The sequence below is a fragment of the Epilithonimonas lactis genome, from assembly GCF_900110605.1.
Classification (GTDB): Bacteria; Bacteroidota; Bacteroidia; order Flavobacteriales; family Weeksellaceae; genus Epilithonimonas; species Epilithonimonas lactis.
The window spans coordinates 59,349-85,117 of record NZ_FOFI01000002.1 but is presented as its reverse complement, the minus strand read 5'-3'; the positions used below and the strand labels follow the sequence as shown (position 1 = coordinate 85,117).

General features: G+C 34.5%; 25 protein-coding genes. 19 read left to right on the top strand and 6 right to left on the bottom strand.

Annotation, left to right across the window (positions count from 1 at the left end; genetic code table 11):
* The first annotated feature begins 32 nt into the window (after positions 1-32).
* From BMW39_RS05545 to BMW39_RS05470, 16 genes are all read left to right on the top strand, one after another.
* Positions 33-962 carry a glycosyltransferase family 2 protein gene (locus BMW39_RS05545; RefSeq protein WP_034972981.1) on the top strand — a complete coding sequence of 310 codons (930 nt, stop codon included), beginning with the start codon at positions 33-35 and terminating at the stop codon, positions 960-962.
* Between the two features lie 42 nt (positions 963-1,004).
* Positions 1,005-1,859 (top strand): SP_1767 family glycosyltransferase, encoded by an 855-nt coding sequence (locus tag BMW39_RS05540; RefSeq protein WP_165569332.1) that lies wholly within the window; start codon positions 1,005-1,007, stop codon positions 1,857-1,859.
* A gap of 13 nt (positions 1,860-1,872) precedes the next feature.
* On the top strand, positions 1,873-2,244 hold the full coding sequence (locus tag BMW39_RS19715) for an acyltransferase family protein (protein WP_074719307.1): 372 nt from the start codon (positions 1,873-1,875) through the stop codon (positions 2,242-2,244).
* A gap of 8 nt (positions 2,245-2,252) precedes the next feature.
* A complete protein-coding gene (locus BMW39_RS05530) occupies positions 2,253-3,239 on the top strand; it encodes a glycosyltransferase family 2 protein (RefSeq protein WP_051879786.1) in 987 nt (328 codons plus the stop codon).
* Positions 3,236-4,216, top strand: a complete 981-nt coding sequence (locus BMW39_RS05525) for a glycosyltransferase family 2 protein (protein WP_165569331.1) — start codon at positions 3,236-3,238, stop codon at positions 4,214-4,216. The genes BMW39_RS05530 and BMW39_RS05525 overlap by 4 nt, the downstream gene beginning before the upstream one ends.
* Before the next feature lies 1 nt (position 4,217).
* Positions 4,218-5,243, top strand: coding sequence for an acyltransferase family protein (locus BMW39_RS05520; RefSeq protein ID WP_034972977.1), 1,026 nt, complete (start codon positions 4,218-4,220; stop codon positions 5,241-5,243).
* A complete protein-coding gene (locus BMW39_RS05515; RefSeq protein WP_034972975.1) occupies positions 5,240-6,307 on the top strand; it encodes a glycosyltransferase family 4 protein in 1,068 nt (355 codons plus the stop codon). The genes BMW39_RS05520 and BMW39_RS05515 overlap by 4 nt, the downstream gene beginning before the upstream one ends.
* Before the next feature lie 2 nt (positions 6,308-6,309).
* Positions 6,310-7,425 carry a glycosyltransferase family 4 protein gene (locus BMW39_RS05510; RefSeq protein ID WP_034972973.1) on the top strand — a complete coding sequence of 372 codons (1,116 nt, stop codon included), beginning with the start codon at positions 6,310-6,312 and terminating at the stop codon, positions 7,423-7,425.
* Positions 7,418-8,512 (top strand): EpsG family protein, encoded by a 1,095-nt coding sequence (locus BMW39_RS05505; protein WP_034972971.1) that lies wholly within the window; start codon positions 7,418-7,420, stop codon positions 8,510-8,512. Before BMW39_RS05510 ends, BMW39_RS05505 begins: the two co-directional genes overlap by 8 nt.
* Positions 8,509-9,516 carry a DUF6625 family protein gene (locus BMW39_RS05500; RefSeq protein ID WP_051879785.1) on the top strand — a complete coding sequence of 336 codons (1,008 nt, stop codon included), beginning with the start codon at positions 8,509-8,511 and terminating at the stop codon, positions 9,514-9,516. Before BMW39_RS05505 ends, BMW39_RS05500 begins: the two co-directional genes overlap by 4 nt.
* A gap of 12 nt (positions 9,517-9,528) precedes the next feature.
* The gene (locus tag BMW39_RS05495) at positions 9,529-10,563 is read left to right on the top strand and encodes a glycosyltransferase family 2 protein (protein WP_034972970.1); all 1,035 of its coding nucleotides are present in this window, start codon (positions 9,529-9,531) and stop codon (positions 10,561-10,563) included.
* A 5-nt stretch (positions 10,564-10,568) separates the two neighbouring features.
* A complete protein-coding gene (locus tag BMW39_RS05490; RefSeq protein WP_034972968.1) occupies positions 10,569-11,453 on the top strand; it encodes a glycosyltransferase family 2 protein in 885 nt (294 codons plus the stop codon).
* Entirely contained in the window at positions 11,443-12,426 is a 984-nt protein-coding gene (locus tag BMW39_RS05485) for a glycosyltransferase (RefSeq protein ID WP_034972966.1), read from the top strand. The genes BMW39_RS05490 and BMW39_RS05485 overlap by 11 nt, the downstream gene beginning before the upstream one ends.
* A 32-nt stretch (positions 12,427-12,458) precedes the next feature.
* Positions 12,459-13,610 carry a glycosyltransferase family 4 protein gene (locus BMW39_RS05480; protein ID WP_034972963.1) on the top strand — a complete coding sequence of 384 codons (1,152 nt, stop codon included), beginning with the start codon at positions 12,459-12,461 and terminating at the stop codon, positions 13,608-13,610.
* A gap of 183 nt (positions 13,611-13,793) precedes the next feature.
* Positions 13,794-14,384: a hypothetical protein gene (locus BMW39_RS05475; RefSeq protein WP_034972961.1), complete on the top strand. Its 591-nt coding sequence runs from the start codon at positions 13,794-13,796 to the stop codon at positions 14,382-14,384.
* 60 nt (positions 14,385-14,444) lie between these two features.
* Positions 14,445-15,323: a mechanosensitive ion channel family protein gene (locus BMW39_RS05470; protein ID WP_034972960.1), complete on the top strand. Its 879-nt coding sequence runs from the start codon at positions 14,445-14,447 to the stop codon at positions 15,321-15,323.
* Between the two features lie 4 nt (positions 15,324-15,327).
* Here the strand turns inward: BMW39_RS05470 and BMW39_RS05465 are convergent, their stop codons facing one another.
* The 6 genes from BMW39_RS05465 to BMW39_RS05440 form a co-directional block, all read right to left on the bottom strand.
* Entirely contained in the window at positions 15,328-16,548 is a 1,221-nt protein-coding gene (locus BMW39_RS05465; RefSeq protein ID WP_034972959.1) for a hypothetical protein, read from the bottom strand.
* Complete coding sequence (locus BMW39_RS05460; protein ID WP_034972951.1) at positions 16,532-19,111, bottom strand: DUF2339 domain-containing protein; 2,580 nt, start codon at positions 19,109-19,111, stop codon at positions 16,532-16,534. The genes BMW39_RS05465 and BMW39_RS05460 overlap by 17 nt, the downstream gene beginning before the upstream one ends.
* A 430-nt stretch (positions 19,112-19,541) precedes the next feature.
* Positions 19,542-20,735, bottom strand: a complete 1,194-nt coding sequence (sucC, locus tag BMW39_RS05455; RefSeq protein WP_034962752.1) for an ADP-forming succinate--CoA ligase subunit beta — start codon at positions 20,733-20,735, stop codon at positions 19,542-19,544.
* 238 nt (positions 20,736-20,973) lie between these two features.
* A complete protein-coding gene (locus BMW39_RS05450; protein ID WP_034972949.1) occupies positions 20,974-21,234 on the bottom strand; it encodes a zinc ribbon domain-containing protein in 261 nt (86 codons plus the stop codon).
* A 9-nt stretch (positions 21,235-21,243) separates the two neighbouring features.
* Entirely contained in the window at positions 21,244-21,630 is a 387-nt protein-coding gene (locus BMW39_RS05445) for a DUF423 domain-containing protein (protein ID WP_034962748.1), read from the bottom strand.
* Between the two features lie 178 nt (positions 21,631-21,808).
* On the bottom strand, positions 21,809-23,137 hold the full coding sequence (locus tag BMW39_RS05440) for a hydroxymethylglutaryl-CoA reductase, degradative (protein WP_034972947.1): 1,329 nt from the start codon (positions 23,135-23,137) through the stop codon (positions 21,809-21,811).
* A 166-nt stretch (positions 23,138-23,303) separates the two neighbouring features.
* Between BMW39_RS05440 and BMW39_RS05435 the strand changes: the two genes are divergently transcribed.
* From BMW39_RS05435 to BMW39_RS05425, 3 genes are all read left to right on the top strand, one after another.
* Entirely contained in the window at positions 23,304-23,822 is a 519-nt protein-coding gene (locus BMW39_RS05435; protein ID WP_034972943.1) for a hypothetical protein, read from the top strand.
* Between the two features lie 3 nt (positions 23,823-23,825).
* Complete coding sequence (gene fic, locus BMW39_RS05430) at positions 23,826-24,392, top strand: protein adenylyltransferase Fic (RefSeq protein WP_446184386.1); 567 nt, start codon at positions 23,826-23,828, stop codon at positions 24,390-24,392.
* 118 nt (positions 24,393-24,510) lie between these two features.
* Complete coding sequence (locus BMW39_RS05425; RefSeq protein ID WP_034972937.1) at positions 24,511-25,767, top strand: putative DNA modification/repair radical SAM protein; 1,257 nt, start codon at positions 24,511-24,513, stop codon at positions 25,765-25,767.
* The last annotated feature ends 2 nt before the right edge of the window (positions 25,768-25,769 follow it).

Below are 25,769 nucleotides of genomic sequence, written 5' to 3'. Positions count from 1 at the left end.
AGATTGCCCCGACTAATTGATAAATTGTAACAATGCTTAGTATAATAATTCCCGTCTATAATGTTGAGCAATATTTGAATCAGTGTATTGACTCTATTCTTTGTAATTCAGACGATGATGTTGAAATTCTCTTAATCAATGATGGTTCTACGGACAATAGTGGAAGAATTTGTGAGCACTATCTTGAAATAGACTCTCGAATAAAAACGTTTCATAAAAAGAATGGTGGCGTATCCTCCGCTCGTAATCTTGGAATTGAAAAGGCAAATGGAGAATACTTGTGGTTCATAGACCCAGATGATTGGATTTCATATAACGCAGTTGAAATTATTAATGAAACTTTGAGACGGCAAGAGCCGGAATTGTTAGTGTTTTCACATATCAAGTATTTAGAAAGCGATAAGACTTTTAAAGAAACAATTGCCCCGATAGAAATAGAAAGAACTTCAATAGAAAATTACACATCAACACTTGGTTATTTCCGTCCAAACGTATGGTGTTATGTTTATAAAAGAAAAATGATCAGACAATTTGATATCTCTTTTCCAGCACAACCATATTTCGAAGATGAAATTTTCAATTTAGACATCTTTGCTAAAGCTGAATCAATAGTTCAAATAAATGAACAACTATACTTCTACAGAGAACGGGAAAATTCTGCAATGACAAAACCATTTTCTGAAGAAAAGCTTCTCTGCTATATCACACTATTGCAGGCGTACAAATGTTTTATGGAAAATTCATTTACAAAAACATATATGTGGAAAAATGTATTCGTATACATAGGAAATATGAAAAGTGGTATGAAAAAATTAAATTACTCCACTAAAAAACAGAAGAAAATAATAGGAAAAACTAAGTCAATCTTTAAAAATTTAAAATTCCTGAATGATGATTCTCGGGGAATTATAGTTTATAAAATACTCTATAATTATTTTCCCTCACTATTTGCACTGTTGTAATTGATTATGATTAAAAAATATCTCATAAAGTATTACCTCATTATGCGGTATCTGCCTTTTCTATTATTTGGCAAGAAACCAACGATTCTTTCTTTTGATCAAACCGTAGAAGAGATAATACGTAACAAAAAATCATTAGCCCGTTTTGGAGATGGCGAAATTTGTATTCTATTGTTAGAAGGCGAAGGTATCGGTTTCCAAAAGCTTGATTATGAATTATCTTTAAGATTATCCGAAGTCATAAATCATCAAGGAGACAAATTGTTGGTTTCTTTACCTAACACCTTTGGGAAAATCTCAGAGCTAAGAGTTGAGTCAAAAATTTTTTGGTATGGATTCAATTTAGCTTATGCAAAAAAAATCCTTAAGAAAATTCCCACAAATAAAGTTTTTGGCGATACAAATGTGACAAGATTTTATATGATGTATAAAGACAAATCCCATTTGAATGTATTAAAAAAGGTAAATAAATTAAAGTCTATTTGGGAAAATCAGGACATCCTAATAGTGGAAGGTGTGGAAACAAAACTGGGTGTGGGAAACAATCTTTTTGCTAATGCTAATAGCATCAGCAGAATATTATGCCCATCAAAAAACGCTTTCAGTAATTATCAAGATATTTTTGAATCCGTTAAGAAATATGGGAAAAACAAGTTGATTCTTTTAGCGCTAGGTCCTACAGCTACAGTATTAGCATATGATTTATCACAAGAAAATTTTTGGGCATTAGATGTAGGACATATTGATGTAGAATACATGTGGTTTCTAATGAATGCGACGGAAAAAGTTGGGATTAAAGGAAAATCGGTAAATGAATATAATAGAGGCATAAGTGAAAATGATTCTAAATCCATTGACACCCTGTATGAGCAGACCATATTAACTAAGATAGAATAATACAAAATATTCAATGCATAATAAAGCTATAGATAGCAGAATTGAAATAATGGATAGTCTTCGAGTTGTGGCTGTTATAATGGTGATGTTGTACCATTACTACAGCAGGTTTTACGGAAATCATTATACTTATGTTGTGAATACTTCAGAATTCTTAAAATTTGAGTATCTGGGTGTTGAACTCTTCTTTATTATTTCAGGTGTTGTAATAATGCTAACATTACAAAATTGCGATTCTATCTTTGTCTTTCTTAAAAAGAGGTTTGGTAGACTTATTCCGGGAATGTTGATTTGCCCTACCTATACTTTTTCACCAAATAGTCATCTTTTCTCCAATATAATAATATCAAATACATTCAGTTTTATTAAACGTAAGATTATTTAGAACACCTTATGAAACTCTCAATTATAGTTCCAATATATAATGCCGAAAAATATATAGAGAAGTGCTTGGAAAGTTTAGTACAGCAATCCTATGCAAACTTAGAAATCATTTTAATTAATGACGGAAGTACTGATAGCTCTATAGAAATTTGTCGACAATTCGCTACTTATGATCACCGGATAAAAATTTTAGAGCAATCCAATGGTGGACCTGCAAAGGCAAGAAATTATGGTATGTTAAACACTACAGGAGACTATATAGGTTTTGTAGACGCTGACGATTATGTAGAAATTGATTTTTTTGAAAAAATGATTCAAGCTTCTATTTCTTCTAATGCAGACATTATTATCAGCAATATTAAAGAAATTAAAAGTAGTAATGTCATTTTAAATACTTTGCCCAAGAATAGAATCATAAATAAAAATGAAATAAAAGATTTAGTAATAAAACAATACTATACTTCATATCTTGGTAATTTAGCTTCCTTATTTAATAAAATTTATAAAAAATCTTTTATCAAAAGAAATGAACTTCTAATTGATGAACAAAGAATCAGAGCAGAAGATTACTGGTTTAATTTTGAGGCTTTTAGCAAAGCAGAATCTTGTTTTGCGATTGATAATATGGGATACATATATAATACATTTTCTGAAAATAGTATTATGAAATCTTTTAGAAGTAGTCAGTATCAGGACTTTTTGACTACGAGATACAAACTTTTGGAATACAATAAAACATTATTATTTGAAATTAATTATTCCGATTGGGATACTACATTTATAAATCATACAAATGAATTTATACTACAAGGAATAGAATTTAGACAAAAAAAAATTGTGAAAAACATATTGAAAGATGACACTTTTATAAATTGTATGAAAAATTATCAAGCTAATAATTTACACACAAAAATTATTAAGCTGTCAGTTAATATAAATTTGAAAAAGATCACATATTTTTTATATGTATTATGGTCGTTAAGAATCAAAAAATGAAAATATCACTAATAATTGCAGCCTATAATGTTGAGTCATTTATTGAAAAGTGCATACTTTCTTGTCTACATCAAGATCTATCCAATAATTCATTTGAAGTTATTGTTGTAGATGATGGTTCCACGGATGATACAGCACTAATTTTGGAAAAATCAAAATCAGATTTCAGTAATTTAAAAATCATAAAACAAAAAAATTCCGGCTTAGGAGCAACCAGAAATACAGGTTTATTAGAAGCAAAAGGTGACTATGTATGGTTTATTGACGGCGATGATTATATAAAAGAAAATTGCCTTATCCAAATAACAAATTTTCTAAACGACAGGAATTTAGATTGTTGTGTTTTAGATTATAATGTAGTTTCAAACAAGAATATTACTCAAGATAGTTTATTTCAAGAATCACTCGAAAATAAAAGTGAAATATTCACAGGAGAGAATTATTACTATAAATATTATGAAAAAAATTATACCTGGATATTCATCTTTAAAAAAAGTATTTTTATAAATAATAGAATCTATTTTAGAGAAAGAATCAACATGCAGGACTCTGAGATTCTACCCAAAATAATGTACAATATTAAAAGATTGTCTTTTTTACATAGAAATTTATATTATTATGTACAACATCCTAATTCGTTTACTAATTCCACAGATAATATAAAAAGATTGAATTATTTTAATTCAATTATACAAGTAAAAAAATCATTGGAAATACAAAGCATAGATTTGAAGAATCAACAGAAATTAAATATAGGAATTCAAAAAAAAATTGAATCTCTACATACAATTATTTTGTTTCATTTGACTTTTTTCAAGTATGATAATAAAATGATGCAAAGAATTATTAAATTACTAAAATCTAATGATTCTTATCCATTAAAAGCTACTACTAATGGTAAAATGAAATTCGTAAAAATAGCATTAAATATAAATCCATTTGTTACTAATTGGCTCATACAGATTATAAGAAAATAAAATGCCCATCACTCTCCAAAAATCCAACCAGCTAAAATCCATCGCTATTTTGATGATGCTTTTTCTGCATCTCTTTAATAGAGATTTTACAGGCGTATTTCGACCGATGTTGTTTGTGGGCAAACAGCCGATTTCTTATTATCTTTCCCTATTTTGTGATGCCTGTGTTCCGATTTTTGCATTTGTTTCAGGCTATGGTTTGTATTTTAAATATATACAAAACAAAAAAGAGTATCAAGATGACAATTATAAAAGACTGAAAAAACTCTACATCAATTATTGGATTATCTTGATTGTGTTCGCGGTTCTGCTAGGTTTAATTTTAAATAAAGACGGATATCCGGGAAGTATTTCAAAATTCTTCCTGAATTTCATCGCAATCAATCCAAGTTACAACGGTGCTTGGTGGTTTTTCACTACCTACGTCCTTTTCGTTATGACATCGTCTTTTTGGTTTAGAATATTCGAAAGGTCCAATCCAATATTTTTGTTCATGTTTTTGTTTTTAGGTTACCTCATTGCATTTTACTTTAGGATTTATAAAACAGATGTATTTACAAACGCTGTCCTCAGTTGGTTTCATAGGCAAACTGCACTTTATTTTTGTACCCTTTTTCAATTTATGATGGGAGCGTTTGCTTTAAAATATCAATGGAATAAGGTGATTAAAGAAATTTTCAATTTAGTTAAGTTCAAAAATGTTTTAGCACTCATTTTAATCGTTGGGCTGATTGTTTTTCATGGGCTGGTTCCCAATTTTGTTGTCGCGCCTTTCACAGGTCTAGCTTTTATATTCTTATTTTTACAAATCAAATTGCCTGATTTTGTAACCAGATTCTTAGATTATTTTGCTCCTCATGCTACCAATATTTGGTTGGTGCATATGTTTTTTTATATGATATTTTTTCCTGGAATTGTGTATGGATTTAAGTACGTTCCTGTTATTTTTTTAGCCTTAGTAATGATGTGTTTGGCGAGTTCGTACGTTATTAATTTTATTAAAGAAAAAATCCAAAGAATCATATGAAACTCCTATACATCACAAATGGCATCAACGGAGCAGGCGGTTTGGAAAGGGTTCTTTCCGTGAAAGCATCAATTTTGGCTGAAAAGTATGATTATGAAATTCATATTTTGGGTTTGAATAATGCGCATCAAAATCCGTTTTACGAGTTCAGTTCCAAAATAAATTTTCATTCCATTGATGTTGTCGGAAATCCATTAAACTATTTAATTTCCTATAAAAATGGAATTCAAGAAATGATAAATCAAATCGATCCAGATGTTATTTCAGTGTGTGATGATGGCGTGAAAGGCTTTTTTGTACCACGATTTTTAAAGACGAAAGCTAAAATCATTTATGAACGCCACGCTTCCATTCATCTAAATACAAGCTCGTCTTGGAAAGGAAAGTTTCTTCAGAAATTAATGAAAAGTCAGGTTTCTAAGTTTGATAAATTTGTAGTTCTTACAAAAGGTAATATTTCGGAATGGCGTAATCCCAACGTGATTGCAATTCCCAATCCTTTAAGTTTCGAAAATCACGAAACAAACGATTTGCTTCAAAAAAGAATTATCGCTGTTGGCAGCCATTCATACAACAAAGGTTACGATTTGCTTCTGAAGATTTGGAAAAACGTACAACCCATTTTTCCCGATTGGAAGTTGGAGATCTTCGGAAAAATTGATAAAGAAAATACGTTTGTAGATCTATCAAAACAGATGAAACTGGAAAAAATTAAGTTTCATCAACCAGTAAAAAATATTAAAGAAGAATATTTAAAATCCTCGATTTTGGTCTTGCCCTCCCGCTCAGAAGGTTTCGGAATGGTGCTGATCGAAGCCATGGAATGTGGCGTGCCGTGTGTTGCCTTTGACTGCCCTTCTGGTCCGGGAGATATTATCGACCACGAGAAAAACGGATACTTGGTTCAAGCAGAAGATGATAAAGCCTTCCAGGAAAAATTGATCAAACTAATGACTGATGATGGTCTGAGAAGGAAGCTCGGACAGCAATCCCAAAACGATGCACAAAGATATCATCCAAACATGATTGTCGGACAATGGCACCAACTTTTTAAAAGCTTGTAATAATGACAATTGTTTTCAATACCGATCAAATTTATCTTCACGGTGGAATCGAAAAAGTGATGGCAACCAAAGCCAATTACTTCGCCAATATTCCTGGTGTCGAGGTTTGTATTGTCACCACCGAGCAACAAGGGAATTTGACACGTTATCATTTAGATTCTAAAATACAATTGCTTGATTTAGGGATTAATTATGACCGGTCAAAAAGTTACTTTTCTCGCAGCAATTTTTTTAAATTATTTCAACATTTTAAACAGCAGCAAAAACTGTTCGAGACTTTAGATCCTGACGTGATTATTTCTCCAAATTATAACTTTGACCACTATTGGTTGCCCTTCATTCATCAAAAATCGAAGAAAATAAAAGAACGACATAGCTCTCGCTTTTATGAGAAAGAGGAAAGACAATCCGCCTCTTTTGTCAAAAAAATTAAATTTTGGTTGGATGATATAATAGATAAAAAATATGATCACATTGTTGTCTTGAACAAAGATGAAGAAAAATATCTTGCCTCAAAAAATGGCGTGGTCATTCCAAATCCTGTTGAGATTCCAGTTTTTGCCTGCGAGTTGACAAATAAAAAAGTCATGGCCGCGGGGCGTATTGCGCCAGTGAAAGGTTTTGATGAATTGATCAAAGCTTGGGAAATCATTAACCATAGATTTCCCGATTGGGAACTTCACATTTATGGTGAGAATTATTCTGGAACAAAAGAAATGCTGGAAGAATTAATTGAAAATCTGAATCTTGGAAAAAAAATAATTTTCAAAGGAAATGTTTCGGATTTGCCAAAGGAAATGCTGGATTACAGCATCTACGCCATGAGTTCTGAAACAGAATGTTTTCCAACAGTTCTTTTGGAAGCTTTGTCCGTAGGTTTACCTATTGTTTCTTATGATTGCCCGAATGGACCCAGACACATCATAGAAGATAAAGAAGACGGATTTCTTGTAAAACATAAAGATCCTAGGGATTTGGCAGATAAAATGATGGTATTGATGAATGATGAAATACTTAGAAAAAGGATAGGAAAAAATGCAAAAGAACATTCTTTTCGTTTCAGCAATACCAAAGTAATGAAGAAGTGGTGCGAATTGCTAAATTTGCGAAATGTTTGATTTTGTCCCGGTAGAATTTTACACGAATATTCAGTACTACGCTTTGCTTTTCATAGCGGTTCTAATGTTATTCCATTCGCTGATGTATGATGTTCGGGATGAGCAGAGTATTAATTTTTTTAATTATTTTGGATATTTTGTTGTCATCTTATTTACGTTATATATTGGGCAAAGGCAAGTGAGCGGTAGATTTGGTGACACTGTGAACTATGATAGCGCTTACAAACTGCTTTTACAGGGAAAAGAAATGAAGGTTGAAAAAGACTATCTTTTCAATTATTTGATGATTTTTTGCAGTAAGTTTATGTCAGTACGTGGTTTTTTCCAGCTGGTGGATGTTTTATATGTATTGCCTTGTTTTTTGTTTTCTCGAAAATATTTTGGAAGATATTGGTTTTTTGCAATGTTTATGTTTTTAGGATCATTTTCATTTTGGACTTACGGTGTAAATGGTTTGAGAAATGGTTTAGGAACTGCTTTCTTTGTATTGGGCCTCTACTTTTATGAGAGGAAATGGTGGATGTATGTTTGCTTTTTAGTGTCATATTTCATGCATGCATCACTCATTATTCCAATTGCGGCTTTTTTTGTTGCAGGAATTTATAAAAATCCTAGAATTTATCTTTACATTTGGTTGGCTGCAATTCCGCTATCTTTAGCAGGAGGAAGTTCATGGACTACATTTTTTTCAACACTAGGGTTCGAAGATAGAACGCAAGGATATCTCACAGGTGGGGAAGCAGAGTATAATGTTCAGTTTTCAAAAATTGGTTTTCGATGGGATTTTTTGATGTATAGTGCTTTTGCAGTTTTTGCAGGATGGTATTTTATTTTTAAGAAAAAAATCACTGATATTTTTTACATCCATTTATTCGGAATATACATTGTTGCCAATGCTTTTTGGATTCTTGTGATTACCGCTTCATTCAGTAATCGTTTTGCTTATTTATCGTGGTTTTTGATGCCTGTAGTAATCGCATATCCAATGTTTCGATACAAAATATGGGAGGATCAGTATAAGATTTTTGGGATTGTGATGTTTCTGTATTTTATGTTTACGTTTTATATGAATGTTGTTTTACTATGAAAAAAGTTGCTGTAATTATTCCTTATTTTGGCGTGCTTCCTAATTGGTTTTCTGCATTTTTAGATTCTTGCAAGAATATTGAACTGATTGATTTCTTTTTATTTACAGATGACCATACAACGTATGATTTTCCACCAAATTTTAAAATGTTTTACTTAAAATTTTCTGAGTTACAAAGCTTAATAAAAAACAAGTTAGGAAGTGATACCTACATAAGTCGGCCATACAAGTTGTGCGATTATAAGCCTACATATGGTTATCTTTTTCAGGAATATATAGCAAATTATGCATATTGGGGACATTCGGACGTAGATATTATTTTTGGAGATATAGACAAGTTTTTAGAGCCTTTGTTGAATGAAGGATATGATAGGGTTTTTCCTCATGGTCATTTCTCAGTATATAAAAACAATCAAGATATTAATTCTTTATTTAGAACTAAATTGAATCAGGAATACCCATCGATATTTAATTTTGATTTTGTTCGCAAAACAACCTATCCTTGCCATTTTGATGAGATAGGAATGAATGTCATACTAAAAAATAAAAAATTCTATGATAAATATTTAGGAGCGAATGTTAATATGAATTTTCATAATTATTCTGTAGGAAGTGGCAAGCACACCCTACCAGAAATTATCCTTTATAAAAATGGACAAACTATTGTTTTGTCTGAGGACAATGAAGTTAGAGAATTTATGTATTTGCATTTGCAAAACAGAATTATACAAAAAAATATTGATTTGTCCGAGAATAGTCTGATCTGTAATGATGGTTTCATTCCTTTTTCAAAAAAAGATGCAAAGCATTTTTTTGAAAAATATGGTTTGAATAATTATGATGAGAAACAGAAGCTGTACCAAGAAAATCTAAAAAAAATAACGGCAAAGAAACAAAAAGGAAAATTTTGGAAAGAAATATATACCTATAATGTGCGAGGTCTTATTAATATCTATAAGAGATATATTAGTATTAAGTTCTTGATTAAAAACGATTTGTTTTAAAATAATATGTTAATGAAGGTAAGCATTGTTATCCCTTGCTATAACGCTGAAAAATACATTGAACAATGTATTGAAAGTATTTTGGTCACTAAATTAGAAAATGTAGAAATAATTGCAATAAACGACGGTTCAAAGGATAATACTTTAAAAAAGCTTTATGAAATAAAAGAAAAATTTAACCTTCATAATCTGCATATACTAAATCAGGAGAATCAGGGTTTATCTGAAACACGTAATGTAGGAATTAATATCGCATCAGGGAAATATATAGTTTTCATTGATAACGATGATTGGGTGGAGCATTATTATTTAGATACTTTATTTGAAAAAATCGAGACTGGATATGATGCGGTATATGTGAGCTATAATCGATGTTATGAAAAAACAAAAGAACCTCGCATTCTGAATCTGGATGGTGTGTACAATTCTAGCGAAGTCAAGAGACGCTTGTTAGGTCTTTATGAAAAAGAATTATCAGATCCTTCACAAGCAGATAGTATTGTAACGGCCTGGGCGAAAATTTATAAAGTAGATATCATAAAAAGTAAGAATATTAAATTTGTTTCAAACAAGGAAATAGGTACAGAAGATCTGCTTTTTAATTTACAATATGTTGAGTACTCTAATAATATTTTAATCAAGGATATTCCTATATATAATTACAGAAGAAATAATATAGAATCTCTAACAAGTTCTTACAGACCCCTACTATTCCAACAATGGCAGAAAAAATATGATTATATTTTGAAGACAATTTCTATAAATACGAATGAACATATAACTGCTTTTGAAAATCGTATAGCGCTAAGTATTATAGGGATAGGATTGAATGAAATCAATAATACAGAAGGAATTGGAGTTGTATTTGAAAATCTGAATAATTACTTAAATCATCCAAGATACCAAAAAGCTTATAAAACATTAGATTTCAAATATTTTCCAATTCACTGGAAATTATTTTTTATGGCAGCAAAATACAAACAAGTTTTGATTTTATATCTATTGTTAATCGGTATGAACAGAATTATTAATAAAAATAGCAGATAATTATTTTGAAAACACTCACAATATTTACCCCAACTTATAATAGAGTCCATCTTTTGCCGAGGTTGTATAAAGCTCTTTTACAACAAAGTATTCAAGACTTTATTTGGTTGGTTGTTGATGATGGTTCTGAAGATAATACTCTTGAACTTTTACAAAAATGGAAATCCGAAGATAAAATTAATATTGAGTTTCATTCCAAAGAAAATGGAGGCATTCATACTGCATATAATTTAGGAATCGAAAAATGCAACACTGAATTATTTATGTGTATTGATTCAGACGATTTTCCACCGATTGACGCTGTACATAAAGTTATCAGTTTCTGGACAAAAAATAAAAATGAAAAATACGCCGGGATAATAGGTTTGGATTATTCATTAGATGGAAAACCATTAAAAAATCTACAATTACCAGCCAAAAAAGAAATACATATTATAGAGCTTGCGACAAAATACAATTTTCAGGCAGATACCAAAATGGTTCATAGAACAGAACTTCTTAAAAAAGTTGCCCCTATGAAAGTATTCCCAAATGAAAAGAACTTTAATCCAATATATTTATTTTTAATCATTGACCAAAACTACCCATTATTGATTTTGAACGAAAATCTCTGTTTTGTCGATTATCAAGAAACAGGTATGGCAAATAATATTCTGAATCAATATAAAAATAGTCCTAAAAGTTTTGCTGAGCTAAGAAGACTACAAATGTCTTTATCTCATGCTCCATACAGTTTTGTCTTCCGAAATGCCATACATTATATATCAAGTTGTTTGTTTGCAAAACAAAATTTATTGAGAGATTCCCCTAAAAGATTCACAACTTTTTTAGCAATTCCTTTCGGTTTTTTATTATACTTTTATTTACGATTAAGAACTGATGGGGAATAATTATTTCAGTATTATAATACCAATTTACAAAGTAGAAAATTTTCTAGAAAAGTGTATTAATAGTGTACTTCATCAAACATTCCTGAAGTATGAGCTTATATTAGTAAATGATGGTTCTCCTGATAAATGTGGAGTGATTGCAGATAATTTTGCTAAAAAAGACCATAGAATCATAGTTATTCATAAAAGTAATGGAGGTTCATCCGAAGCAAGAAACTTCGGATTAATGAAAGCTACGGGGAAATATGTACTTTTTTTAGATAGTGATGATTTTTGGGACGATATTGATGCACTTCAAAAATTGCACATTGCTCTTGAAAAGAAAAATAGTGATATTCTCATTTTTGGGTGTAAAGATTTTGATGCTCAACGAAAAGAATTTGTTAGCAAGAAAACCGAATTTGATTTAAGTATATTTCAAAAAAATAAAAAAGAAATTGTAGAATATCTGCTTAAAAATAATATGTTTCCCGGAGCAGCATGGATTTTAACCGTCAAAAAATCAATATTGACAAATAATAATATCCAATTTCGAATCGGGGTTAAAGCCGAAGATATAGAATGGCTAATTTCAATATTCATTTACGCTCAAAAAATAGATGCCACAAATGAATTTTTTTATGTATATCTTAAAAACCGTCAAAATTCTATAACAGCAACACCAGATTCTAAAAGTATTTTAGGAATATTGCATGCGATTGATAGTTGGAAATTAAAACTTAAATCCGAGAAATCCCCACTTTTAAGCTTTTTACAATACCAATATTTCATTGCAATAATGATTCTAAATAATAAAAATTTAGAAAATAGAAAACTGATATTTAGCGAATTAAAAAAACATAAAGACTTGTTGAATATAAGTTATTCATATACTACTAAAGCAAAATTATTAGCCAGCTTCATACGTTTTTTTGGACTTTTAAAATCATCGAAAATTCTTGCCTATGTTTACAAAAAACAAAAAGCGAATTAATTTTTTTAGTTTCTTAAAAAAGCCTCATCTGAATGAAACCTAAACTCTTCCGCATTTCCACAGTTCCAATCTCTCTCAATATTCTGCTGAAAGGCCAATTGTCTTTCCTAGATCAGTATTTTGAGGTGACTGCGATCTCTGGTTCTGGAAAGGATCTGGATGAGGTGGCGCAGAGGGAAAAAGTTAAAATCCATTCCATTGAGATGCAACGGCAGATCTCGCCTTTCAAAGATTTGATCTCGCTTATAAAGTTGTATTGGTATTTTAAGAAGGAAAGGCCGGACATTATCCATTCCATTACACCAAAAGCAGGATTATTGTCGATGGTTGCAGGGAGATTGGCAGGTGTTCCCATCAGGATACATACGTTCACTGGTTTGGTCTTTCCATACAGGTCGGGATTTATGCAAAAAGTTCTGATCCTTATGGATTGCGTGCTTTGCCATTCTGCGACCCACATCTATCCCGAAGGTAAAGGTGTGAAAGCTGACCTGATAAGGTATAAGATCACAGATAAACCATTGACGATCATTGGCAACGGCAACGTAAATGGAATAGACGTCACCCATTTTGATCCACATTGCATTAGTGACGAGGCAAAACTTCAGCTAAAAAAACAATTGAATATTTCAGAAAATGATTTCGTTTTTGTTTTCGTCGGAAGATTGGTGAAGGACAAAGGGATCAATGAATTGGTTTCCGCCTTCAAAACCCTCAAACCCTCAAACCCTCAAACCCTCAAACTGCTTCTCGTCGGTCCGTTGGAACAGGAGCTGGATCCTTTATCTCAGGATGTTTTGAATGAAATAGAAATTAATCCCGACATCATCTCCGTCGGATTTCAGGTAGATGTGCGACCGTATTTGGCAATCAGTGATTGTTTGGCATTTCCCAGTTATAGGGAAGGCTTTCCAAATGTAGTTTTGCAAGCTTTGGCCATGGAGCTTCCTGCATTGGTCTCTGATATCAACGGCTGCAATGAGATTGTTCAAAATGGTGTCAATGGACTTATCTTCCCACCCAAAAACGCAAAAGCACTCGCAACTGCGATGGGAAAAATCCTCGAGAAAGAATGCTATCATTATTTGAAAAAAAATTCAAGAGATAGTATTATGGATTTCAAGCAAGAATTAATCTGGGAATCGTTAAAAAAAAATTACGACGATTATCTCAAACTTTTGTAAGAATGTCACTCAAGTCTTTCAATATTAATTTATAGTACTAAATATGTTATAAAAATTGATTTTTTAATTATACCCAATTTTAGTTAAAAAAGGTCAATAACTGTTATAAATCACATTTTTTTAAAATGGCACAGCCTTTGTAAAATGTAGAAAAGATAATTATTAACGAAAAATTTTGAACATATGAAAAAATTATTATTGGGAGCATTTGTAATAGGCGCAGGATTACTTTCTACAGCTAATGCTCAAATACAAGAAGGGAATTGGATGGTAGGAAGCAGCTTGGTGACAAGTAACTTCGGACTAAACACAGGTGCTGGTTACGATTTTTCTATTCAGCCAAAAGCAGCTTATTTTATCAAAGATAATGTGGCTTTAGGTGGATATGTTAATCTTGGTTTTGCAAAACCTGGTAAAGGTGAGGCAACTCAATTTAATTACGCTGTTGGTGCTTTAGGACGTTACTTCATCTCACCAGGAGAAGCGGGAGTTGATAACCTTTTGAACCACGGAAGATTTTTCTTCGAAGGTAACTTAGGTGTTGGTGGTACTTCTGTTGAAAACGGAATCTCTACTAACGGTTTAGATTTCGGAGTTGGACCTGGTTATTCTTACTTCATCACGCCAAACATCGGAGTTGAAGGCTTAGTAAAATATAATGGTGTAACTGGTTTTGGTAACGAAGGATTGACTTCCAAAATTACTTTCAACGTTGGTTTCAGTATCTATTTACCAAGCGGACAAGCAAAAAGAATTGCAAACGAAGCTAAATAAATTTAGTCTCAACATACAATAAAACCGGCTTTTGTCGGTTTTTTTTATTAATATCATAGCATGGAATATTTACACACCGTTTACGCCGTCCTTCAAAGATGGTACATTAGTTTCGCAGAAATTACACCAAGGCTCATCGTTGGGATTTTAGTTTTTCTCTTTTTCCTGATGACCAGTACGTATCTCAGCCGTTGGTCGGTAAAACTCTTCCACAAATTTTTTCCGAAGACCAAAAACGAATCTGTGGTTACACTGATCTCCGTGTTCAAATTTCTGATCATTCTAATGGGTGCTTTCATCTCACTGGAAATTATGGGATTCAGCGGGTTCTTTATCAAATTCTTAGGAAGTTTGGGGGTTGCAGGGGTGATTGCCGGGGTTGCGCTGAAAGATCTTGTATCGAGTATGTTTTCCGGAATGTTGGTGGGTGTGGACAAAGCTTTCAAAATTGGCGATTATGTTACCATTGGCGGTAACTCTGGAACAGTCCAAGACATCGGATTGTTGACCACCAAAATGATCACGGACGATGGAAAGAAAGTCTATATTCCAAATCAGATCATCTTCAACGCGCCGTTTTTCAATGTGACAGCTTCGCCACAGCGTAGGATCATTTTGGATTTCGAAATTCCTGTGGGTGAAGATATTCAGAAAGCCAAATCGGCAATTTTGGATGAGATAAAAAGTCTCGAACATGTCGATAAGACCGATGCGACCGAGGTTTTATTCACCAATGTCAAACAAGGCGTTTTCAATCTTCAGGTCAAATTCTGGCTGGAGCAAGGCAACAACTTTAGCAAACTGAAAAGTGATGCGATCATGCAGATCAATGAAAGATTGGTGAAAGAAGGAGTCAACCTTGTGACGCCAACAAGCATCAATGTTACAACTTCACAGGAAACGGCAAAAGACCAGATCAACCGGGACGACAAGGTTTAATTAATTAATTTTCTTTGTTTAGATCCTTGATCATCGTCATAGCAAAATAACCAATGATCAAAACTGCAAAACCAATGCAAAGCCACATGAACAGAGGCGTTTGCCAAAAGGTCTTCGATGAGTCAGCATCTTTTGGATTGTCGATTTTGTCTAAATTTGAAATGGTCGCACGTGGATAACTTTGATTGAAATCAATGCCCGACTGTGCCAGATCATAAGCTGGTGCAGAAAGTTTTGAATCGATTTTAAAAGTATAATTTTCATTGGCTTTAAGGTCTGCCAAAATGCTCACTGGATTTTGAAACAATGAGATCTTCTTGATTTCCAATTCCGGATTGTCTTGATTATCAATTTCAATCGTGAATTCCTTGACAAACAATTCTGAAACTTCAAAGCTGTTTTTGACTTTCGAATTGAGTTGAAAATTGCTGACTGTTTCAGTATAATCAACTTCGGCTCTCTTCTGAGTTTTGGTTTTATTAATGACAATTTTGGCATCTCTCAAATAGAAATTTGGTGCCGAGATATCAAAACTGATGGCGTCAATCACCTGAGGATCTTTGAAGCTGATATGAATTTTCGTTTGTTTATTCTTTTTATCCGTCGTGATTTTCTGCTCAAAATGTTGAAGTTCAATCTTTGATTTTTTTATTGCATAATTTTTCTCCAACCCAACTTCCAAAACATTGATTGGAAGCGAATTCTTATCAACAAAATCAATTCTCAAGAACTTGTAATTATTAAAAGGAAAATAAAAATCACGCTCCACAAAGTTTTCACCAGCATCGTTCAGTCCTATGATCTTTTGATCAATGACCAAGCCAAACCATTCCAAGTTGTCATTGCTTCCGCTAATGCTGTAGGTTTTGTCAACATCTGTGTTGGCGATCTTTAAAGTGAGATGATCTAGGTTCAACGCTTTTTCGTTGGCAACAATGATAGATGTGACTTTATTTGGAACTGCGTTCTTCGATAAAATATTCAAATTCTCATATTGTAGATCCGTAGATCTTCCTTCAAAAAGAACATAAGGAACTTCATTTTTTTTCGCATCGAAAATTCTCAGATGATCTAAATTATTTTGAGATGCAGAACGCAATTCAGGCGAAAGTAAGATCTGATGCAAACCACTTTCTGGAACTGGATTCATCTTCCCTTGGTAATTTTGCGCAGAGGAAAAGCTTAATGTAAAAAGAATGAAAAGTATGCTAAATATGGTCTTCATTGTCTATGTTTTGAGGTTGCTCATCGATCACCAGTTTTTTGATCTTCTGATAAACAAATGAGATAATTAAAATAAGAACGCCCAGCAAAATGAATGCGATGATTTTCCCCGTTTCTGACACATTTGTAATGTCAAACAGGAAGAGTTTTGCAATGGTCAAACCTAATAAAGAAAGCGAAATAATACGCAAAGGTTTGTTCTGTGTTCTGATCCCGACAATCAGGAAAACGAAAGAGAGAACACCCCAAAGAATCGGATAACCAATTTTGATGATCTGGATCTTTGCCAATGAGATTTTGTTGTCGATAAATGAGACTTTGTCAGCATTGTAAAGGCCGTCTTTCATTGGGTAAGTTTTCGCCAGTTCTGCCTGATTCACGATGTCGCCAGAGAATATCAAGCTGTGGATCATCACCTCGTTGCTCAAAATATAGACCACGCAAAATGCCAATAACCAAAGCGCGAATTTGTGATTCAGGAATTTTGAAAGTTTGTTGTTTGTCCTGTTTGTAACGATGATATAAAGGAAATAGCCTAGACAAATCAACAACAAATAATGCGTGAAGTAAGCAGTTTTGTTTGAGGTGTATTGCGTGATGTTTTCAACCATTTCGTTCGTCGTCAGTTGGAAATAGATGATGAGATAAAGTAAAATATTGATTCCGGCTAAGCTAATGGCGAAGCTTGTATTGAGGTTGTTTTTCCGTTTTAAAACAAAGAAAATCAAGCCTGCACTGAAAATAAAATGGTACAGAACCGGAAGCGATGTCGCAGAATAATAATTTGTAATATATTCATTAGACTGATAAAATATTTCAAACATTCCGACAAAATAACCAATGATCACCGACAAGATGATCGCTGCATTTCGATAGATCTTCGGATTGATCTCGAGGAAATAGTAATGCGTGATCTCTTTTTCTTTTTTTAATAAATAATAAGTTGCCACCAAAGAAGCCAACGCCACCAAACCTGTGATGAAGATCTTATTGAAAAACGGCTTCAAAGTAATGTCTGTAAACTCGTGGTAATACTGATTCCAATCGATGAACAAACTGAAAAGCATCAGGATTTGAACAACGATTGCACCAAATTTGAAAGTCGCAATCTTTGATTTCTGAGAAAGCCACAACAGCAAAACCGCTTCACCGGCCCAGAATAAGGTGATGTAATTTCCATTGAACTGGAACGGGATTGTCAACGTTACAAAAGTCAAAGCTAATCCCAGCAAAAAGTAGATCGCGTTCTTGTTGATCCCGAACTTTCGGTACAAGACCATTGCAAAAACCAAATTGTACAAAGCCAAAGCAATTGTGAAAAGCCCTTTGAACTCAGGTTTCCAGCTTTGAATGATGCTTGCGCCCATTCCGAAATAGAAAAACGTGTTGGCCAACATCAGGAAATATTCCATCTTCGTGAATCCACCTTTGTTTCGGATATTGTTGATGACCGTTGCAATGCTGAAGATGATGTAGAAAATGGTCGCGAAAAATAATGCACCACGATACGGAAGTTTGTCATCAGAATACTCGACGCCGAACCATCCGGAGAACAAGACACACGTGAAAATAAATGCCAACAAAGTTACCAGATTCCACTTTTTGAAATAGGCAATGATCAACATTCCGATGTTCAGGATCGCAATGTAGGTGAAGAGAACTTTGTAGTTGCCTTCGCCTGTACTGACCATAAATGGAACGGCAAAACCACCGATCAAGGAGAGGATCGCCAATTCTTTTCTGTCATATGAAACCGAAACCAGCACACTGAAAATGGTGATCACCACCATAATTATGAAGGCGACGGTTTGGCTGAATAATTTATAATCGTGGAAGGCAATCCCGATCGTGAGGTAGAAAATACTGATGGCGCCGGCCACAAAAACGGAACTGAACGCGGCGTAATTTTTCTTCAATCGGTGGGCGATGACCATCACGATGGCGCCACTTAAAATGCCGATGCCGACACGTGCTGGTTCGTTGATCCAATCTTTGTCGATCGCGTATTTTACAAAGAAGCTGATTCCGAGGACCAAGATCAGGATCCCGATCTTGTTGATGAGGTTTTCACCGATGAATTTCTCGATGTCCGGATTTTTCTCTTTGAAGTTTTCTATCCAGGATTTTTTTGGAACGCTCGGTTCTGAGATCACTGGAATTGCATGCTCAAGAATTTCTTCTTTCACCTCAAGTGGATTTTGGTTGGAACTGAAGGCGACTTGAGAGATTTGTGCTTCTTCTTGTGGAATTGTTTCTTCTACAATGTCTTGTTCCTCGATGATCGGTTCTTTGATAATTGTTTCCTCAAAAACTGGTTCTTCAATTTCTGGTTCTACGACTGTTATAGGTTCTTCATCCTCAAAAATCGGAAGCTTTTCTTCTTTAGATGTTGGTTTTGAAAGGTCGTTGAGGATGAATCGCAAGGTCGAGATCTGTTCTTTGAGATCGTCGATCTTGTCATTGAGTTGTTTGAAGTTTTGCTGTTGGTCTGCGGGTTTTTGATTTGTTCTATTGTAAATGATCAGGGTGAAAATCAAAATCGCTAAGAGTAATACTACTTCCATAAGTGTTCTTTCTCTAACAAATATAATTTAAAATTAGATGCTTTGGTGATTTGATTCTGAAAATCTTAGTATTTGGAGGTTTAGGAAGACTTGAAAAACTCTTTTCATTTTTTGTCATTCCGTAGGAATCTAAATTTAGCTGTCGAGATTGACTTCGTCGAAACACTTCGTTGGGTTTCCTACGAAATGACAAAGCAATGTTTTTATATGCAAACGTTGTATTTCGCGAAGCTGCAGCCCGACTTGAACGGAGCTCATTTTTTGCGGCGGGAAATGCGGCGGGAAAAATAGCGGGAGTGGAAGGCGGAAAAGCTGCCCAAATAAAAAGACTCTAAATCGGTTTCGATGAATGTCAAATAGTTGCCCAAATCAAGACAAAAAAAATCCGCTCAAAAAATTGAACGGATCTGATATTTATTTTAAAAAATTCTTAGCTAGCAAGAACTTCTTTTACTTTGTTTGCAGCTTCGTCCAAAGTAATTGCAGAGTGAACAGGTAGTCCAGACTCGTCAATTAGTTTTTTAGCTTCTACAGCGTTGGTTCCTTGCAATCTTACGATCAATGGCACTGGAAGGCTTCCCATTGCGTGGTAAGCGTCTACAACACCTTGCGCCACTCTGTCGCATCTTACAATCCCTCCGAAGATGTTGATCAAGATCGCTTTTACGTTCGGGTCTCTCAAGATGATCCCGAAAGCAGTCTGAACTCTCTGTGCATCGGCAGTTCCACCTACGTCCAAGAAGTTTGCAGGATTTCCACCAGACAATTTGATGATATCCATCGTCGCCATTGCAAGACCAGCTCCGTTTACCATACAAGCCACGTTTCCGTCCAACTTCACGAAGTTAAGACCAGCTTCACCAGCTTCTACGTCCAATGGATCTTCTTCTCTTGTGTCTCTCAATTCAGCAAGGTCTTTGTGACGGAACAGTGAGTTGTCGTCCAAAGTTACTTTTGCATCTACTGCGATGATCTTGTTGTCAGAAGTCTTAAGAACCGGGTTGATCTCGAAAAGAGAGGCATCGATCCCGATGTAAGCGTTGTAAAGAGACGTGATGAATTTTGTGAATTCTTTGAAAGCATTCCCTTCAAGACCAAGTCCGAAAGCAATTTTTCTAGCCTGGAAACCTTGCAATCCGTAAGCCGCGTCGATCACTTCTTTGTGGATCAAGTGAGGCGTAACTTCTGCAACGTGCTCGATGTCCATTCCACCTTCTGTAGAATAAACGATCGTGTTTTTCCCTAAAGCTCTGTCTAGAAGGATAGAAACATAAAATTCTTTAGTTTCAGATTCTCCAGGATAATATACATCTTCAGCTACCAAAACAGAATGTACTTTTTTACCTTCAGCAGAAGTCTGAGGTGTGATCAGTTGCATTCCGATGATGTTTCCAGCGTTTTCTTTAAGTTTGTCCATGTTTGGAGAGAACTTTACACCGCCACCTTTTCCTCTACCACCAGCGTGGATCTGAGCTTTTACCACCCAAGCTTGCGCTCCAGTTTCAGCAGTAAGTTTTTCGGCAGCAGACACAGCTTCGTCCACATTGTTTGCAACAAAACCACGTTGGATATTAACCCCGTATTTTGCTAAAATCTCTTTTGATTGATACTCGTGAAGATTCATAATATATTATTGATTAATTTTTAGATTTTATAAGATTCACAAATTTAAGAAAAAGTGACGAATTACATTATATAAATGTCTGATTGAAATCAGTTTTCACTATTATCTGGGTGTGTCCCTCGCCAGCGCTAAGTTCCAGCCGCTCGGGTCGCTACGACCGCTGCAATTCCTCATTCCCTGGCTCTGGCCAGCGCGTATTCCGGGATTTCCGCTAACATCGCTCACACAGCTTGGGTTTTCAGTAGTTCCTTCCCACTTCTTTACAAAGTTCCAGATATTCTTTCGGCATATCCGAAGAGCCAAATCCGGTCTCATAATACTCATCCGAATGTGGAATATAGATGCTGTATTTCTTACTGAATGGAAAAATCGGAATAAAAAACAATTCGAAATAATTTTTGTAAATCGACACAATAGCATTTGCCATAAAGCCATTTTTCAGGACTTTACGGTCTTCTTTTCCTACGAGTTTGGTTTTGATTCCGAAGATGAAGAACATGAGGTTTGATTAAAATTTAGCCTTAGCAAAATACCAGATCAACATTCCCCAACTGATGATCATAAACAAACCTCCAAGTGGCGTGATCGGTCCAAGGAATTTCAAATTTACGCCCCAAACATCCTGAAAAGCCAGACAATAAATGCTCACAGAAAATATAAAAGTTCCGGCGATCATCAGGATGGAAATCCATTTTTCAGAAGTCGTTTCGAATTTTAAAATATAACCGACAATCAAAAGGAAAAACGCTGCGTACATTTGATAACGAACGCCTGTTTCAAAGCTTTCCAGTCTTTCGATTGATAATATTTTTTTGAAGGCGTGCGCACCAAATGCGCCAAGAACTACGGATAGCAAACCGTAGATTCCGCCAATGATCAGAGTTAAGTTTTTCATAATTTATAATTCTCCTTTTTGATATAAAATAATAAGTTTTCCTGTAACTGTTAGCAATCCTAAAACAATGAATAGCCAAGAAAACCTCTTGACATTTGCAAATCCTGGGTCCTTTGTGAATTTTAAAAATATCCCAAAGAGCAAAATAAACGACGACAATAAAATTCCGTACATAAATCTATCTATTTCTCAATTTTTCCAATTCCGCAATCACCTCGTGATGGCTCACCGTTTTGTCTTTGAAATAGGTCACAAAATGCTGTTTCTCCTCTTCTGTCGCACCAAATTGATTCAAAATATTGAAAAGATGCATTTTCATATGACCTTTCTGGATTCCCGTTGTCACCAATGAGCGAAGCGCTCCAAAGTTCTGCGCCAAACCTGAAACCGCCAAAATACTCATCAATTCCTGAGCAGATGGCTTTCCAAGAAGTGCCAAAGAGAATTTCACCAATGGATGAAGATTCGTCAAACCACCAACTACACCCACCGAAATCGGCAAGTCAATCCAAAATCTGAAAATCCCGTTGTCTGTGGTGCAATGTGTCAACGAAGAATATTTTCCGTTTCTTGCGGCATAAGCGTGCGCACAAGCTTCCGTAGCTCGGAAATCATTTCCAGTCGCGATGACCACAGCATCAACACCATTCATAATCCCTTTGTTGTGCGTCGTCGCTCTGTAAGGTTCGATTTCTGCAATTGTCACCGCACGTTTGAATTTCCACGCAAATTCTTCGTTGGAAATCCCGCTGTCATCTTTCAAATCTTCAATTTTGCAGGAAACTTCGGCTCTTACGATGCAATCTGGTGTGTAATTGGATAGGATATTCATTACGATTTGCAACGAATCCTTTTCTTCCTGAGAGAAACTTTCCTCGTTGGCAACTTCTTCCTTCAAAGTTTTGCCGAATTGTTCCAGACAAGAATTAATGAAATTCGCGCCCATAGAATCCACGGTATCAAAACTCGCTTTCAATTGGAAATAATCTTCTAGCTCAGCCGTTTTGTCGATGAGTTTGATATTCAGAATTCCGCCACCACGGTTGCGCATATTTTTGGTAATATCTTCCGTGGCCTCTAACAATTTTTTCTTCAGTTTGAAATTGAAAAAATGCAACAGTTTATGAGCCTCGGTCTTAAAGATAAAATGCGTGTGACCCAGTTTTTCTGTATTGATAATCGTCGTTTTGAAACCGCCTTTGTCAATCCAGAATTTGGCCGCTTTACTCGCCGCCGCCACCACAGAACTTTCTTCAACCGCCATTGGAAGTGCCAATAATTTTCCGTCTATCAGGAAGTTTGGAGCAATTCCGTAAGGCATAAAGAAATTGGAAATTGTGTTTTCCGAGAATTCGTCGTGCAGCTTTTGCAGGTCTGGATTTTCGTTCCAATATTGAGTAAGAACCGTTTCGTGTTCTTTGTTTCCGTCGAGATATTCTTTGATTAGCCAATCGATTTTTCCCTGTTTTGACAATTTGGAAAAACCTTCAACCGGTTGATGGTTCATAAGTGATGATTGATAATTAATAAATGATAATTGATTTTAAATAATTTAAAAATGAAATCTTGAATTATTTAAGTACATAATGAAATTTTATGTTTTGTAAAGATAAGGATTTTGGAAGATTTTTTGTTGAGAGTTCGTATATTTGTGTATATCCGATTTTAATACTGTGAAGCAGCCGATTATCAAAGAAGCAAATAGATACCTCGATTCTTTGGGTTGTTTGTCTTATGCGATTTTTGAATGTAAGGAAGATTTATCTACCAGTGAAATTTTGTGTTATTTAGCAGAAATTTATAGATTTAGAACGCCATCAGAGTACAATAAAGAATCAGATAAATGGCTTAACCAAATATTTGGACCTCTCAAGATTTCTAAACTTAGCCTTGATGATTTTTCATTTATATCATTTTCTAAAATTAATTCTAAAATCCAATCGTATATGGAAATGCCAGATTGGGGTGTTGATTTAGCTATATTCAAAAAAAATTGGGACGAAGTTTGTAAGCTTATCGAAAAAGAAAATTTACTTGATTCCAAATTTTATTACATCAATATAGATGAAATTGGCAGAGAAAACCTTAAGGAAAATCATCCACAAGTACAGTTTTACACATATTTTATCGGACTATTCGCCATAGACAAAAAAAGTCAGAGATTATTTGTAATTGATTTAAGTGAGGATTGAATTATTAATATGAAAAACATAGACAAAAATAGTTTGGAAAATGCGTACCGCTTATTCGAAAGTGGTGCAATTGAAAAATTAGAAATTGGTACAACCAAAGGTTTGCAGGATATTCATCAATATTTATTCGGTGGATTGTATGACTTTGCGGGTAAAATACGCACTCAAAATATTTCCAAAGGTGGTTTCCGATTCGCCACAGCTTTGTATTTGAATGAGATTCTTGCAAAAATCGAACAAATGCCCGAAAATACATTTGAAGAAATCATCGCAAAATATGTGGAGATGAACATCGCGCATCCTTTTATGGAAGGTAATGGCAGAACAATGCGGATTTGGTTGGATATGATTTTAAAATCTAATTTAAAAAAAGTGGTCAACTGGCAATTTGTAGATAAAACACTGTATTTACAGTCGATGGAGCGCAGTCCAATCAATGATTTGGAATTGAGAACTTTGCTTAAGGAAAACTTAACCGATGAGGTAGAAAATAGAGAGATTATATTTAAAGGGATTGAGCAATCGTATTATTATGAAGGTTATGAAAAAGAAAAGGATGATATACTATAATTAGTGTTTCTATTTGTTAGTAACTTAATTGACAAAAACTATCAAAATTGTAATTAATTGGACTTATTTTTGACGTAATTTTATAGCTTAATTCTTCTAAATCAAATCCTCCAAAAATATGAACTTCGACCGCACAAAAGAAAAACTGGAAATACTTGCCGATGCTGCCAAGTACGACGTTTCCTGCTCATCAAGTGGCGGAAAAAGGAAAAATAATGGCGGATTAGGCGACAGTTCTGCAAGCGGAATTTGCCATACTTACACGGAGGATGGGCGATGCGTTTCGCTTCTCAAAATCCTTTTGACCAACCACTGCATTTACGATTGCATCTACTGCGTTTCCAGAAAATCAAATGACATCAAACGCGCTGCCTTCACGGTGGAAGAAGTGGTGGATTTGACCATCAGTTTTTACCGTCGGAATTACATCGAAGGACTGTTCCTGAGTTCCGGGATTTTCAAAGATGCGGATACGACGATGGAACGTTTGGTTCGTGTCGCGAAAAAATTGAGAAACGAACATAACTTCAACGGTTATATTCATCTCAAATCGATTCCTGGAGCAAGTGATATTTTGATACAGGAAGCTGCACTTTACGCTGACCGACTTTCCGTAAACCTAGAAATTCCGACAGAATCTGGCCTCAAACTTTTGGCGCCTGATAAAAATCGAGAAGATATGCTACAACCGATGCGAATCGTGCAAAAAGGAATTCAGCAATATAAAGACGAGAAGAAAATCATCAAAAGCGTTCCGAAGTTTGCTCCAGCCGGTCAATCCACACAAATGATTGTAGGCGCAACCAACGAAAACGATTTGCAAATCATCAAAGTCGCCGACCATTTCTATCAAAATTATGGAATGAAGCGCGTCTACTATTCAGGTTATATTCCTGTCACGTCGGACAATCGTTTGCCAGCAATCACTGCGGAAGTTCCTGTTTTGAGGGAAAATCGTTTGTACCAATCCGATTGGTTGATGCGTTTCTACGGTTTCAAAGCGGATGAGATTTTAGATTCCAATATGCCATTTCTGGATTTGGAAGTCGACCCGAAATTGAGTTGGGCGTTGCGTCACTTAGACCAATTTCCAGTCAATCTTCAAACGGCGGATTACAGAATGATTCTCAGAATTCCGGGAATTGGTGTAAAAACGGCGATGAAAATTGTCAGCTCCAGACGTTTCCAGGTTTTGAATATTGATAATTTGAAAAAGTTAGGTGCAGCTGTCAATCGTGCAAAATATTTCATCGATTTCAGTTACGGCAATCCATTTTTGAAACATTTGACCGATTTGAATTTGAGAAAATTAATTATCGGCGGAAGTCAATCCAAATTCCAAAATCAGTTTTCCCAGCAATTGACTTTATTTTAAAT

Coding starts and splice junctions, on each gene's coding strand:
- BMW39_RS05545 (WP_034972981.1), top strand. CDS start 33: ATGCTTAGTATAATAATTCCCGTCTATAATGTTGAGCAATATTTGAAT.
- BMW39_RS05540 (WP_165569332.1), top strand. CDS start 1,005: ATGCGGTATCTGCCTTTTCTATTATTTGGCAAGAAACCAACGATTCTT.
- BMW39_RS19715 (WP_074719307.1), top strand. CDS start 1,873: ATGCATAATAAAGCTATAGATAGCAGAATTGAAATAATGGATAGTCTT.
- BMW39_RS05530 (WP_051879786.1), top strand. CDS start 2,253: ATGAAACTCTCAATTATAGTTCCAATATATAATGCCGAAAAATATATA.
- BMW39_RS05525 (WP_165569331.1), top strand. CDS start 3,236: ATGAAAATATCACTAATAATTGCAGCCTATAATGTTGAGTCATTTATT.
- BMW39_RS05520 (WP_034972977.1), top strand. CDS start 4,218: ATGCCCATCACTCTCCAAAAATCCAACCAGCTAAAATCCATCGCTATT.
- BMW39_RS05515 (WP_034972975.1), top strand. CDS start 5,240: ATGAAACTCCTATACATCACAAATGGCATCAACGGAGCAGGCGGTTTG.
- BMW39_RS05510 (WP_034972973.1), top strand. CDS start 6,310: ATGACAATTGTTTTCAATACCGATCAAATTTATCTTCACGGTGGAATC.
- BMW39_RS05505 (WP_034972971.1), top strand. CDS start 7,418: ATGTTTGATTTTGTCCCGGTAGAATTTTACACGAATATTCAGTACTAC.
- BMW39_RS05500 (WP_051879785.1), top strand. CDS start 8,509: ATGAAAAAAGTTGCTGTAATTATTCCTTATTTTGGCGTGCTTCCTAAT.
- BMW39_RS05495 (WP_034972970.1), top strand. CDS start 9,529: ATGAAGGTAAGCATTGTTATCCCTTGCTATAACGCTGAAAAATACATT.
- BMW39_RS05485 (WP_034972966.1), top strand. CDS start 11,443: ATGGGGAATAATTATTTCAGTATTATAATACCAATTTACAAAGTAGAA.
- BMW39_RS05480 (WP_034972963.1), top strand. CDS start 12,459: ATGAAACCTAAACTCTTCCGCATTTCCACAGTTCCAATCTCTCTCAAT.
- BMW39_RS05475 (WP_034972961.1), top strand. CDS start 13,794: ATGAAAAAATTATTATTGGGAGCATTTGTAATAGGCGCAGGATTACTT.
- BMW39_RS05470 (WP_034972960.1), top strand. CDS start 14,445: ATGGAATATTTACACACCGTTTACGCCGTCCTTCAAAGATGGTACATT.
- BMW39_RS05465 (WP_034972959.1), bottom strand. CDS start 16,548: ATGAAGACCATATTTAGCATACTTTTCATTCTTTTTACATTAAGCTTT.
- BMW39_RS05460 (WP_034972951.1), bottom strand. CDS start 19,111: ATGGAAGTAGTATTACTCTTAGCGATTTTGATTTTCACCCTGATCATT.
- sucC (WP_034962752.1), bottom strand. CDS start 20,735: ATGAATCTTCACGAGTATCAATCAAAAGAGATTTTAGCAAAATACGGG.
- BMW39_RS05450 (WP_034972949.1), bottom strand. CDS start 21,234: ATGTTCTTCATCTTCGGAATCAAAACCAAACTCGTAGGAAAAGAAGAC.
- BMW39_RS05445 (WP_034962748.1), bottom strand. CDS start 21,630: ATGAAAAACTTAACTCTGATCATTGGCGGAATCTACGGTTTGCTATCC.
- BMW39_RS05440 (WP_034972947.1), bottom strand. CDS start 23,137: ATGAACCATCAACCGGTTGAAGGTTTTTCCAAATTGTCAAAACAGGGA.
- BMW39_RS05425 (WP_034972937.1), top strand. CDS start 24,511: ATGAACTTCGACCGCACAAAAGAAAAACTGGAAATACTTGCCGATGCT.